At 66.0% G+C, this 12,952-nt stretch carries 12 protein-coding genes; 2 read left to right on the top strand and 10 right to left on the bottom strand.

Features of this window, described 5'->3' with window-relative positions; translation table 11 throughout:
- Positions 1–32: 32 nt before the first annotated feature.
- The gene (locus tag IU476_RS13820; RefSeq protein WP_195100186.1) at positions 33–1,067 is read left to right on the top strand and encodes a hypothetical protein; all 1,035 of its coding nucleotides are present in this window, start codon (positions 33–35) and stop codon (positions 1,065–1,067) included.
- A 22-nt stretch (positions 1,068–1,089) separates the two neighbouring features.
- On the opposite strand, the gene IU476_RS13825 is transcribed toward IU476_RS13820, so the two are convergent.
- Both IU476_RS13825 and IU476_RS13830 read right to left on the bottom strand, forming a co-directional pair.
- Complete coding sequence (locus IU476_RS13825; RefSeq protein WP_195100189.1) at positions 1,090–2,070, bottom strand: HEPN domain-containing protein; 981 nt, start codon at positions 2,068–2,070, stop codon at positions 1,090–1,092.
- Positions 2,071–2,598: 528 nt separating this feature from the next.
- Positions 2,599–3,318 (bottom strand): exodeoxyribonuclease III, encoded by a 720-nt coding sequence (locus tag IU476_RS13830; protein WP_228823717.1) that lies wholly within the window; start codon positions 3,316–3,318, stop codon positions 2,599–2,601.
- 274 nt (positions 3,319–3,592) lie between these two features.
- Here IU476_RS13830 and ephH point away from each other — a divergent pair, with 274 nt between their 5' ends.
- Complete coding sequence (ephH, locus tag IU476_RS13835) at positions 3,593–4,447, top strand: epoxide hydrolase EphH (protein ID WP_195100193.1); 855 nt, start codon at positions 3,593–3,595, stop codon at positions 4,445–4,447.
- A 51-nt stretch (positions 4,448–4,498) separates the two neighbouring features.
- Here ephH and IU476_RS13840 read toward each other — a convergent pair whose 3' ends face one another.
- The 8 genes from IU476_RS13840 to IU476_RS13875 form a co-directional block, all read right to left on the bottom strand.
- Entirely contained in the window at positions 4,499–5,752 is a 1,254-nt protein-coding gene (locus tag IU476_RS13840) for an acyl-CoA dehydrogenase family protein (protein ID WP_195100195.1), read from the bottom strand.
- A 25-nt stretch (positions 5,753–5,777) separates the two neighbouring features.
- Complete coding sequence (locus tag IU476_RS13845; protein WP_195100208.1) at positions 5,778–6,647, bottom strand: SDR family oxidoreductase; 870 nt, start codon at positions 6,645–6,647, stop codon at positions 5,778–5,780.
- A 20-nt stretch (positions 6,648–6,667) separates the two neighbouring features.
- Positions 6,668–7,543 carry a MaoC/PaaZ C-terminal domain-containing protein gene (locus IU476_RS13850; RefSeq protein WP_195100209.1) on the bottom strand — a complete coding sequence of 292 codons (876 nt, stop codon included), beginning with the start codon at positions 7,541–7,543 and terminating at the stop codon, positions 6,668–6,670.
- A complete protein-coding gene (locus IU476_RS13855) occupies positions 7,540–7,977 on the bottom strand; it encodes a type II toxin-antitoxin system Rv0910 family toxin (RefSeq protein ID WP_195100210.1) in 438 nt (145 codons plus the stop codon). Before IU476_RS13855 ends, IU476_RS13850 begins: the two co-directional genes overlap by 4 nt.
- Before the next feature lie 29 nt (positions 7,978–8,006).
- Positions 8,007–9,221, bottom strand: coding sequence for a lipid-transfer protein (locus IU476_RS13860; RefSeq protein ID WP_195100211.1), 1,215 nt, complete (start codon positions 9,219–9,221; stop codon positions 8,007–8,009).
- Positions 9,222–9,432: 211 nt separating this feature from the next.
- Positions 9,433–10,077 carry a TetR/AcrR family transcriptional regulator gene (locus tag IU476_RS13865; protein ID WP_195100213.1) on the bottom strand — a complete coding sequence of 215 codons (645 nt, stop codon included), beginning with the start codon at positions 10,075–10,077 and terminating at the stop codon, positions 9,433–9,435.
- Between the two features lie 100 nt (positions 10,078–10,177).
- The gene (locus IU476_RS13870; protein WP_438944010.1) at positions 10,178–11,464 is read right to left on the bottom strand and encodes an MFS transporter; all 1,287 of its coding nucleotides are present in this window, start codon (positions 11,462–11,464) and stop codon (positions 10,178–10,180) included.
- A 254-nt stretch (positions 11,465–11,718) separates the two neighbouring features.
- Positions 11,719–12,936, bottom strand: a complete 1,218-nt coding sequence (locus IU476_RS13875) for an NADP-dependent isocitrate dehydrogenase (protein ID WP_195100215.1) — start codon at positions 12,934–12,936, stop codon at positions 11,719–11,721.
- Positions 12,937–12,952: the final 16 nt, after the last annotated feature.

Consider the following 12,952-nt stretch of genomic DNA (forward strand, 5'->3'; position numbering starts at 1 on the left):
CACTCCAGATGTAAACGGGGGTGGGTACAGCCGTGCCCGACGAATACGACAGGTTCCGGCGAGGACTTACCAACTACGAGCGCGGCCTGTATTTCGAACTGGGGAGAGCGCATGAGCGCGGCGAAACCCCGGAAAGAGGCTGGGTAAGACAGTTCGTTATTCGGACAGAGCACGGTCCGCGAGTACTCGACAACGCTAAGACAGAGGGTAGGGGCACCCGCTCCATCGAACGCAAGTCTGGACGGATCAACGAGCGGGAGACTCATGGACAACTGAAGAAGGAACGCTCAGCGCTCGAAACAGGTCAGCTTACGCGCAGCGGTTGGGAAACGGTCCAGGGCGAGCAAATACCGAGGACCATACGCGAAGAGTTGCAAAGCATGGCCCGAGATTTTCGCGGGCGATTCCACCACGAGGTTGTTTCTAGAGCTGATGCGCTGCGAGCGATGAAGCTTGGCCAATCGCTCGTTGCGAAGCAACTCGAATTAGTTCGGGCGTACGAACTGGACCGTGCCGACCGTGCCCGGAAGCGCCTGGCGAATATTCGTGAGATCGTCCGCCAGCGAGAAGCCGAAGAGAAAGCGGAGCGACAACGCGCAGACCGTGAGCGAAAAACTCGCGAGGAACGCGCCCGAGTGCAAGCCAGAGCCGCACGGGAAGCGGCGCGGGAGTTCCCGACTCTCGGGGAACTCCTAGCCCGGAATGAGAGCCACACCGACGAGAACACCGGGCGTCATCGAGCCGACGCCGCGGAGAACGTACGCCAGCGGGAGGCCGCCGACGCTGCCGAGAAGGCTGAGAGGGAGCGCGAGGCGACTGAAGCCGCACGAAGGCTCCAACGCGAAGCGGCTGACAGACTCGCACTGAAAGCTCAGAGAGAACGCGAACTGGCCGCCAAGGGCCAACCCGGAGACATGGCCCGCGAGGTCAATGACTTGATGCTGGTCACGCGGCCGACACCCGGAATAGAGTCACCGCACCGCGAGCCACCACAGACCGGCCAGACTCGCGGCGGCCGGGAAGCGCGCGGACGAGAACGCAAAGGACAGGAACGCATCCGCGACTAGACAAGAACCAGAGACAACAGCGCTAAAGCACCGGACGCTCCTTTCCTGCTTCATCGGCATCGAGTAGATCCAAAACGAACCGCAATAGTTCGGAGTCGCGTGCTCTCAGTTCACCATAGGAGGGCCTTTTCGTATTGCCGTGAACTAAATTGCTGCGAATATTGTATGCGTCTTTGAAATATGCTACGGGCTCCATGCCTCCATATTCCCCGTCGAGTATTTCAGCCTTCTCAGTGGCCAACTTCGATATCGATTCCCTCTTGTCTTCGCGAAGTAGATCCAGTAGTCGCTTCTTGACAGATGGTTCACCGTCCGTCCATGCTTTGACCAGCCGCTTTAGACGATCCAGCCCGGCAAGAATATCCGGCTCCACTGTTCGACCGACAAGAAGAGCTTCCACAGCAGTTACCAAGAGGATGTACCGCACCTCTGGATTTTCGTCCCATAATGCATCATGGACGAGGCGGTACGCGAGATCGCGCTTAACGGACCATGTTGTTACATCCGATCTTCGGATATCGCGCAGAAGCGTTTCGAACTGGCGTATACCTACTGCCACTTTCGCACCCGCAGTAGAGTTTATGAACTTTGGAAAAGGCTCGGTTCGAAACACTTGCAATTGATCGCTGTCCACGATTAGGCGATCTCCTTCGGAAATGCTGATTTCACCGAACGGGAAGGGAACGTAAGCACTGACGATAAAGCCTTCAGAGAAGACGGGCGAGTCGTCTTCCCCGAAATCCACTGCGATAATCTGACGAGCGAATACTTTGAGTAAATATCGTTTCCAACGGCGGCCTGCACATATGGCATCATCAACACTGTCGTACCCGATGCCTTGGACCGCCAAATCCGACAGCTCGTCGATATTCCTGCCAGATATGGTCGATCTCAGGGAGACCTTGCCCTCTAAATCTGAATCAGCCAACACATACGTCTCTGCTTTGACATCCAGATGGTTACCTCTGACGATTTTGAAACGGTGGCGGAATGTATAGTTCACATTAACGAATGTTTCCATACGACTCTAAACATGAGGGACCATTCGGGAAATCTCGTCGAGAGACCGGGTAGCCGCTCGATGTATCTCTGAAACGGGCACAGTTGGTGACCCGGCGGCTACGTCCCTGGCGGCTTACCTCGGGGACGAAGGGAACTATCTTCATCCTCGTCCGGCGCTTTCCGGTGCGGTGTTCTGAACAGGTTCGCAAGCGCGTTGATGATCTCCGCACGCGTCTCGGGCGGTGCGCCCCGAAGGGCATAGATGCAGACAGCCGATCCACAGATGACCGCTATTGCGGCAGTTGTTCCCACGTCCATACCGGTTCGAACCTTCCTCGGCCCCAGGAAGGCGTAGACGGCCTCACCTCTGACCAGATGTGTACCCATGCTGGTAAGGTGACGGCTCAATTCGTCGGACGGGCAACATCTTACATGATTCAGCCTGGTTGCACAGATACCGACTCGGCGACGACCACCGCGAGGGCCAACCCGGCCAGCACCAGAGTGCGAATTCGCTTGTCGGAGAGGTTCATCGGTACTGCACCGTGACCGGGGCGTGGTCGGACCAGCGCAGGGCGTACTCCGAGGCGCGTTCCACCACCGCGTGTTTCGCGCGGCCCGCGATGTCGCCGCGGGCCAGGTGGTAGTCGATGCGCCAGCCGGCGTCGTTGTCGAAGGCTCGGCCTCGGTAGGACCACCAGCTGTATGGGCCGGGGACGCCGGGGTGCAAGGTGCGGACGACGTCGACGTAGCCGGCGGCGAGTATCTCGTCGATCCAGGCGCGTTCGCCGGGCAGGAAGCCCGAGTTCTTCACGTTGCCCTTCCAGTTCTTGATGTCCAGCTCGGTGTGCGCGACGTTCCAGTCGCCGCAGATCACGAAGTCGCCGGGCTGTGCCTTCAGGTGCGCGCCCAATTCGCCGAGGAAGCGGTACTTCTCGTCCTGCATGGGCGTGTCGGCCTCGCCGGTGTGCACGTACACGCTCGCCACGGTGAGACCGTCGAACTCCGCCTCGACGTAGCGGCCGATGCCGTCGAACTCCGCGCTGCCGAAGCCGACCCGCACCGCGCGCGGCTCGCGCCGGGACAGGATGCCCACGCCCGCACGCCCCTTCAGCCCCGGCTCGGCATGTGCGAGATGCCAGCCGGCGTCCAGCGCGGGCGCCAGCGCCTTGCGGGTCTGCTCGTCGGTTGCTCGGGTCTCCTGCAGGCAGATGATGTCGGCCTCGGTGGCCGCGAGCCACTCGAGCATGCCCTTGCCGGTCTTGCCGGTCGCCGCGCGAATCCCGTTCACGTTGATCGTCGAGATCGTGCAGTAGCAGGCGTAGTTGTCCGACCAGGACTTCGGGAAGAGATCGTGTGCGGCCACCGCCACACGATAGCCCGGCCCGGGTGCGCGGGCGTGCGGGCTACTGAAACACAGTCTGTTTACATGTTGCCGTAGCGCCCCTGCGGGAGCCGTGCCGACCGTACAATCTGGTCATCAACTCCTGTGGACATCGAGGTCCAGGAAGGGGTGACGAACGATGACGTCCGGCACCGCCAAGTCCGCCCTCCCGCTCGCACCGATGACGGCGTTGCACACGGGTTCCGGGGATCCGCTGCTGCTGTTGCACGGGTTTATGCTCTCTCCGCACTGCTGGGAGCAGGTCGCATTCCGATTGTCCGGCACGTGCGAGGTGTTCGCGCCCGCCTTCCCGGGCCACTGGGGCGGGCCCGACCTCGCGGGCTGGTATATCGACATCGACGTGCTGGCCGACCGCGTCGAGGCGCAATTGGACGAGATAGGTTGGCGCACATGCCATATCGCGGGCAACTCGCTCGGCGCCTGGGTCGGCTTCGAGCTGGCCCGGCGCGGGCGGGCCCGCACCCTCACCGCGATCGCGCCCGCCGGCGGCTGGCAGTCGCCGTCGCTGTTGCAGATCCGGGTGGGGCTGAAGTTCCTGTCGCTGGTGCCGGTGGTGGAGATCGGCAAGCGCCTGCCGCCGCCGGTCCGGCTGAGCGCACCGGTCCGGCAGTTCGTGGCGTATCTGCTGAGCAAGAACACCGGGGCGGCGGCGCGGCGCGGCGTGGAGGCGGCCATCACCTCGGCGGTGCACTGCACGGCCTTGCTGCCGCTGCTGGCCGGCGGGCTGCGCATGCCCGCCCTGGAGGATATGTCCACTCTGCGCACGCCGGTGCGGCTGCTGCTGAGCGAGCACGACCGGGTGATCCCGAATCGCGCCTTCGCCCAGCGCTTCCTGCGGGAGCTGCCCGAGTCCGCGGACCGCATCCTCGTGCACGGCGTCGGTCACGTCCCCATGCTGGAGGCGCCCGATCGCATCGCGACCCTCATCGCCGAGCACGTCTACGCCAGCCGCACGCATCTGCGTGCGGTGTGAGGAGGCCGGCGGATCGGTCACCCCCTCGGCGCCGATCCGCCGGCTGCCCCTCTAGGAACCCAGTAGCCCCTTGGCGATGTGGGTCACCTGGATCTCGTTGCTGCCCGCGTAGATCATCAGCGACTTCGCGTCGCGGGCAAGCTGTTCCACGCGGTACTCGGTCATGTAGCCGTTGCCGCCGAACAGCTGCACCGCCTCCATAGCGACCTCGGTGGCGGCCTCCGAGCAGTACAGCTTGATCGCCGACGCCTCCGCCAGGGTCGGAGGTTTGCCGGCGCGGGCGCGCTCGATCGAGTTGAACACCATGTTCTGCACGTTGATTCGCGCGACCTCCATCTTGGCCAGCTTGAGCTGCACCAGCTGGAAGCGGCCGATCTCCTGGCCCCACAGCTTGCGGCTCTTGGCGTAGTCCACGCAGAGCCGGTGACATTCGTTGATGATGCCCAGCGCCATGAAGCCGACGCCGAGCCGCTCGGCGGTGAAGCTGGAGCGGGCGCTCTCGCGGCCGTCGCCGCCCTTGTGCTCCTCGGTCTCGCCGAGCAGCCGGTCCCGGCCCAATCGCACGTTGTCGAAGAACAATTCGCCGGTCGGCGAGGCGTGCAGGCCCATCTTGCGGAACGGCTTGCCCTGCGTGAAACCCGCCATGCCCTTGTCGAGCACGAAGGTGAGCACCTTGCGGTCGCGCTTGTCTACGGCGGCGTCGCCCTCCTCCAGTTTGGCGTAGACGATGACCGTGTCGGCGTAGGGGCCGTTGGTGATGAACGTCTTCTGCCCGTTGAGGATGTAGTCCTCGCCGTCGCGCTTGACGTAGGTCTTCATGCCGCCGAACGCGTCCGAGCCGGAGTCGGGCTCCGTGATCGCCCACGCCGCAACCTTTTTCATGGTCACGATGTCCTTCAGCCACCGCTCCTGCTGCGCGAGCGTCCCGCGCGACATGATGGTGGTGGCGCCGAGACCGATGGACACGCCCAGCGCGGACACCAAACCCATGCAGACCCCGGACAATTCGCCGATCAGCACCGCCATCAGCGACTCCTGACCGCCGAACGGACCGCCGCCGGAGGACTTGTCCTTCTTCTCGCCGGACCCCTCCCCCGCCGCCCGGGCACGCTGTCCGGCCAGCATCTTGTCGACCGCCTCGCCGCCCATGGCGTCGATGCCGAACTGTTCGAACAGCTTTCGGATCACCGGGTAGGGCAGCATCTCGCCGCTCTCCAGGGCGTCCAGGTGCGGGCGGACCTCCTTCGCGATGAAGGCGCGGGCCGCGTCGCGGATCATCTCATCGGTCTCGGACCATTCGAACATCGTTGTTCTCCAGAGGGTTTCGGGGTTACGGCAGGCGGGCGGCGATGTCGTCGATCAGCCAGGGACCGTCGGTCTCGATGGTCTTCACGTCGTGCCAGCCCGCCAGCTCGGAGATCGCGCCGCCCTGCACCGCGAACACCTTGCCGGTGAACGGGCACTTGTCGCCCGCCAGATAGGCGACCAGCGGCGAGATGTTGGCGGGACTGAACGCGTCGAACTCCCCCTCGGGCACCTCGGCGGCGAAGATGGCGCCCATCCCCGGCGTGGCCAGCGTCAACCGGGTGCGGGCCATCGGCGCGATCGCGTTGACCCGGACCCCGTACCGTTCCAGCTCGTCGGCGGCCACCAGGGTCAGTGCCGCGATGCCCGCCTTCGCCGCGCCGTAGTTGGCCTGTCCGGCATTGGGAATGGTGAGACCCGAGGCCGAGGCGGTGTTGACGACCGCGGCATTGGGCCGGTTGCCCGCCTTGGACTGGTCCTTCCAATACGCGGCCGCGTGCCGCAGCACGTTGAAGTGCCCCTTCAGATGCACCGCGATGACCGCGTCCCACTGGGACTCCTCGAGACCGGCGACGAAACCGTCGCGCAGGATGCCCGCGTTGTTGACGACGACATCGAGCTTACCGAACTCCGAGATCGCCCGGCCGACAAGGTTTTCCGCGCCCTCCCAGGTGGCGACGTTGCCGGTGTCGGCGACGGCCCGGCCGCCCGCCGCGGTGATCTCGTTCACCACCTCCTGCGCCGGGCCGACGTCGGCGCCCTCGCCGGCGTTGTCGCCGCCGAGGTCGTTCACCACGACCGCGGCGCCCTCGCGCGCGAACAACAGCGCGTGTTCGCGGCCGATGCCGCGACCGGCGCCGGTGATGACGGCGACCTTGCCCGCCAATGCACCCATGTGTGTCTCCTGTTCGTCCGTCAATCCGCGATCTCGGCCAGGCCGTCGCTGAGCACCACGTCCGCGCCGCGCACCGTTTCGAAAGCGTAGGTGGTGCTGCCGTCGGCGGAGTTCACCTGCCAGATCCGGGTGCGCAGCTCGTCACCCGGGAAGACCAGCTTGGCGAAGCGCACCGCGAAACGCTTCAGCCGGTGCACATCCGAGCCGCCGACCTCGGTGAGCACCGCCCACGAGGCGAACGCCATCGTGCACAGCCCATGCGCGATGATGCCCGGCAGACCGGCGTCCCGGGCGACCTCCTCGTCCAGGTGCAGCGGCACCGGGTCGCCCGAAGCCGGTGCGTAGCGGTAGGTCTGGTCGTCGTCGATGCGCTGGGACACCTCCGCGACCGGTTCGCGGGCGCGCAGGCGCTCGTCGAACTTGTGCTCCGGCGCGGGCGTGCCGACGGTGCGGCCCGCGTCGATATTGCGGAAGAACGCGGTGAGGTACTGCTCGTTGACCAATTCACCGGCGTCGGTGCGGCTTTCGATGTGCACGGTGATGCCGCTGCCGTTGGGCCGGCCCGCGTAGCCGATCGCCCGCGCCCGCGACACCAGCGTCTCGCCCGGCCGGATCGGGCGATGGAAGTGGAAGTCCTGCTCGCCGTGCAGGACCCGGCCGAAGATGTCCATCGGCGCCACGTCGAGCACGGGCACCATCATGGCGTCGAAGACCGGCACGATGGCGAAGACCGGCGGCGCCACCACGCCGTCGCGGTGCGCCGCGATGGGATCGTTGGTGGCGGCGGCGTATTCGGCGATGCGCGCGGCCGAGACCTCGAAACGTTCCTCGTCACACCAGGTGTCGAGGCCGCTGTCGTCGAATTCGACCACGCGGCCGCCGGTTTCGGTGCTCATGCGGCCGAGGCCAGCGCCTCGAGTTGCTCGAGGGACCGCTCGAGCTGCTTGCGGCCGTCCTTCTCCACGGCCTTGCCGAGCGCGCCCTTGATCAGCGCGCCCTCGAAGTCGCCGTTCACCGACAGCTCCGAGCCGTCGCCGGCGGGCGCGATGGTGAAGGTGAATTCGACCTTCACACCGGCCATTCCGGTCGCGGTCAGGGTCAGGGTGCGCGGCGCCTCGACCGCGGCGACGTGCCATTCGAACTTGTTGGCCATGCCGAGCATGACCACCTTGGCCACCAGCTTGTTGCCCACCTCCAGGGTCGCGGGCGGCTCCTCCATCCAGCGCTCGTGGATGGAGAACCAGTCGCCCCAGGTGTTCGGGTTGCCGACGACGGCCCACAGGGCTTCGGGGGACGCGGTCAGGGTCTTGGTGTATTCGATGTGGCCCATGGGTGCTCTCTTTCCTCGTGGTCGGGGGCTCAGCGGTCCGCGCGCTGATAGGCCGTGACGACGGCCGCGCCGCCCAGGCCGATGTTGTGCTGCAGTGCCGCCGTCACATTCGGCACCTGGCGCTTGTCGGCAGTGCCGCGCAGCTGCCAGGTCAGCTCGCTGCACTGCGCCAAACCCGTTGCGCCCAAAGGATGTCCCTTGGAGATCAGGCCGCCGGACGGGTTGACGACCCACTTGCCGCCGTAGGTGGTCAGGTTGTCGTCGACGAGCTTTCCGGCCTCGCCCTCGCCGCACAGGCCCAGCGCCTCGTACAGCAGCAGTTCGTTGGCCGAGAAGCAGTCGTGCAGCTCGATGACCTGGAAGTCCTCGGGCCCGAGACCGGCCTGGTCGTAGACCTGGCGGGCGGCCTGCACGTTCATGTCGTAGCCGATGATGCTCTTGGCGGTGCCGTCGAAGGTGGAGGCGAAGTCGGTGGTCATGGCCTGGCCGACGATCTCCACCGCTTGACTCGCGAGCCCGTGCTCGTCGACGAACTTCTCCGACGCCAGGATCGCCGCGCCGGAGCCGTCGGAGGTCGGGGAGCACTGCAGCTTGGTCAGCGGGTCGTAGATCATCCGCGCGTCGAGGATGTCCTGAAGCGAATACTCGTCCTGGAACTGCGAATACGGGTTGTTCACCGAGTGCTTGTGGTTCTTGTACCCGATCTTGGCGAAGTGCTCGGCGGTGGTGCCGTACGCCTTCATGTGCTCCCGGCCCGCCGCGCCGAACATCCACGGGGCCGGCGGGAACAGCACCTCGGAGATCTCGGCCAGCGCCATCATGTGCTTGGCCATCGGCTGCTCGCGGTCGTCCCAGGTGGAGCCGAGCGAGCCGGGCTGCATCTTCTCGAAGCCCAGCGCCAGGGTGCAGTCGGCGAGGCCGCCCCGAATCGCCTGTGCCGCAAGGTAGAGCGCGGTGGAGCCGGTGGAGCAGTTGTTGTTCACGTTGACGACCGGGATCCCGGTCATGCCCAGTTCGTAGACCGCCCGCTGACCCGACGTGGATTCGCCGTACACGTAGCCGACGTATGCCTGCTGCACCCGGTCGTAGTCGATGCCCGCGTCGGCGAGGGCCTTGGTGCCCGATTCCCGCGCCATGTCCGGGTAGTCCCACGCCCGCGCGCCGTCCGCGTCCTCGACCTGGCGGCGTCCGGGCTTCTCGAACTTCGTCATGCCGACGCCGACGACGTAGACCTTGTTCGCCATCGAACTCCTCACCTAGGTGTGGTCTGGTGTGGAAACAAACATACAGAGATGTATGTAACTAGACAAGAGGAAGGGCATGACTTCCCGTCAGTGGCACTTGCTCAGGAGCTCAACGGGATTGCGGCGACATACATCCCGCTGTGTACGCAGCCGGAATACGTGGCGCGATACCGATCTTCGCGACCATCTCCAGGTCGCACCGGGCCGCGCCTCAGCGGTCGGCGCGCAGGCCCGGGAGCGACGATTCCGCGGCGGTACGCAGGTGCGTCGAGGCGCGCCTCCACCGGCGCAGCGCGCGGTCGGAGTCAGGATCGATGAAGTTGGACATCAGGATTCCGCGCAGCGCGTCCATCGCGGTGTAGACGAAATCGCGGGCGGTCTTGCGGTCGACCTCGTCGGGGACCAGCTGCGCGACCGCCATCAGCACGGCGTTGTTGACGAACGGCTCGACCTTCGCCATCTCGGCGGCGAGCACCCGATCCACGCGGCCCGCCACCCACAGTTCCATCGCGGCGATGAACAGCGGGCCCTGGTGCAGTTCCCACAGGAAGTCCAGCACCGCGGCGACCGGGTCGCCCTCGTGCCGGAAGCGGCCCAGCTCCTGCATCGCGGCGTCGGTGCGGCGCTGCGCGAGGTGGCTGATGGCGGCCACCACGAGATCGGTCTTGGAGCCGAAATGGTGGACCTGCGCGCCCCGGGTGACGCCCGCGCGCTCGGCCACCCGCGGCGTGGTCGTCCCCGCGTAGCCGTACTCGACCAGGCAGTCGATGGTGGCGTCGAGCAGCCGGATCCGCATCTCGGTGCTGCGCTGCTCCTGCGTGCGACGCTGCGGTTTCGAGACTGCGGGCCTGACCATCCGCGAATTGTACACTTACATGCAGTGGTGAATGAAAATGCCGAGCCGAAGTTGCGGGCGGCGCACTGGGGTCGCCCGGGGAGACGGAGCGCGCAGACCGCTACCGGATCGCGGCGCCTATAGCGGAGTCGACGCGACGGCGAGCGAGCCACACGGTCACGGTGAACATCAGCACGCCCGAGACCGCCAGCCCCGCGCCGACCACCGCGGGAGCGGTGTAGCCGAGATTCGCCGCGATCACCAGGCCGCCGAGCCACGCCCCCGCGGCATTGGCGATGTTGAGAGCCGCGTGATTGAGGGCGGCCGCGAGGGTCTGAGCATCGTGCGCGACATCCATCAGGCGGATCTGCAGGCCGGGGGCGAGGGCCGCGCCGGACGCGCCCACCAGGAAGGCCCCGATCCCCGCGGTGTACGGATTATGCGCTGCCGCAACGAATCCGGCGAGGATGACGACCATCGACAGCAGCGCCAGGAACACCGCGCGGTCCACGCCGCGATCGGCCAGCACGCCGCCGACGATATTGCCGGCGATCATGCCCAGTCCGAACAGCGCGAGCACGATCGGCACCAGCCCGATCGGCATGCCCGCGACATCGGTGAGCGTGGTGGTGATGTAGGTGTACACGGCGAACATGCCGCCGAAGCCGACCGCGCCGACCAGCAGCGTCAGCAGCACCTGGGAACGGCGCAGCGCACCGAGTTCGGTGCGGGGATCGGTGACGCGGACACCGGTGAGTTCGGGAACGAATCTCGCGATGGCGAACACCGTCGCCAACCCGATGACGGCGACCACCGCGTAGGCATCCCGCCACCCGAGATGCTGGCCGAGCCAGGTGGCGGCGGGAACGCCGACAACGTTGGCGGCGCTCAATCCCAGCATAACCGCAGCAACCGCTTTCGCGCGCTGACCGGCGGGCGCCAGGGTCGCCGCCGCGAGCGACGCCACCCCGAAGTACGCGCCGTGCGGCAGGCCGGAGACGAAGCGCGCGGCCGTCAGCGTCGCGAACGAGGGGGCCAGCACGGTGGCGGCGTTGCCGACGGTGAAGGCGATCATCAACGCGATCAGCAGGCGCCTGCGCGGGAGGCGCGCACACAGCGCCGCGATGACCGGCGCGCCGACCACCACGCCCAGCGCGTACGCCGACACCGCGTGCCCGGCGGTCGGCTCCGACACGTTCATGGCGTGCGCGATGTCCGGCAGCAAACCCATGGTGACGAATTCGGTGGTGCCGATGCCGAATCCGCCGAGCGCCAGGGCCAGCAGCGCGGGCACGTGCCAACCGGTGCGTTCGGAGTGCTCGACCACGGGCGCGTCGGCGACGGACGTCTCGCCGCGGTCGCGCGCGGGCGCGATCGAGGCGGTGGACGAGGACTGGGGGGAGGCCACGGTGGGCTCGGAAACGGAAGCCACGACACAGCGCAACACGGCGGCGAACGCTCGCGCATCCCCGGGACGCGGTGATCTCACTCACCGCGCGGAATCACCGGTGCCCGTCCCCCGCTCCCGACACGATCGCGAAACCCGAACGAACGGGAGGTCGGGAAACAATTCGGGCACCCGCGGCCACCGGATTCGGTGGGGGCGGGTGCCCGGATGTACAACGCGAGAAATTCTCGTAGAGCGACTTTCTCGTTCGAGGTTCAGCGCAGTTCGCGCGCCAGGTTGGCGTCGAGCACGCCGAGGAACTCCTCGGTGGTGAGGTAGCCCTGATCGCCGCCGACCAGCAGCGCCAGGTCCTTGGTCATCTGGCCGTCCTCGACGGTCTTGATGACGACGTCCTCGAGGGTCTGCGCGAAGCCGATGACCTCGGGGGTGTTGTCCAGCTTGCCGCGATGGGCGATGCCGCGGGTCCACGCGAAGATCGAGGCGATCGGGTTGGTGGAGGTCGGCTTGCCCTGCTGGTGCTGGCGGTAGTGCCGGGTCACGGTGCCGTGCGCGGCCTCGGCCTCACAGGTCCGCCCGTCCGGGGTCAGCAGCACCGAGGTCATCAGGCCCAGCGAGCCGAAGCCCTGCGCCACGGTGTCGGACTGCACGTCGCCGTCGTAGTTCTTGCACGCCCAGACGTAGCCGCCCTCCCACTTCAGCGCGGAGGCCACCATGTCGTCGATCAGCCGGTGCTCGTAGGTGAGGCCGGCGGCGTCGAACTCGTTCTTGAACTCGGTCTCGTAGATCTCCTGGAACGTGTCCTTGAACATGCCGTCGTAGGCCTTCAGGATCGTGTTCTTGGTCGACATGTAGACCGGATAGTTCTGCTGCAGGCCGTAGTTCAGCGACGCGCGGGCGAAGTCCTCGATGGACTTCTTGAAGTTGTACATGCCCATCACGACGCCGCCGTCCTCCGGCAGCTTCACGACCTCGTGCTGGATCGGCTCGGAGCCGTCCTCGGGCGTGAAGGTGAGGGTGACGGTGCCCGCCTGATGCACCTTGAAGTCGGTGGCGCGGTACTGGTCGCCGAACGCGTGGCGGCCGATGATGATCGGCTTCGTCCAGCCCGGAACCAGGCGCGGAACGTTGGAGATGATGATCGGGGCGCGGAAGATCGTGCCGCCGAGGATGTTGCGGATGGTGCCGTTGGGCGACCGCCACATCTTCTTCAGCCCGAATTCCTTGACGCGCGCCTCGTCGGGGGTGATGGTGGCGCACTTGACGCCCACGCCGTGCTGCTTGATGGCGTTGGCGGCGTCGATCGTCACCTGGTCGTCGGTCTTGTCCCGATACTCGATACCGAGGTCGTAATACTCGAGATTGATGTCGAGGTACGGATGGACCAGCTTGTCCTTGATGAACTGCCAGATGATCCGGGTCATCTCGTCGCCATCGAGTTCGACGACGGTACCTTCAACCTTGATCTTGGACATGGATCTTCGTGTCCTC

This window comes from Nocardia blacklockiae (assembly GCF_015477355.1).
GTDB classification, from domain to species: domain Bacteria; phylum Actinomycetota; class Actinomycetes; order Mycobacteriales; family Mycobacteriaceae; genus Nocardia; species Nocardia blacklockiae.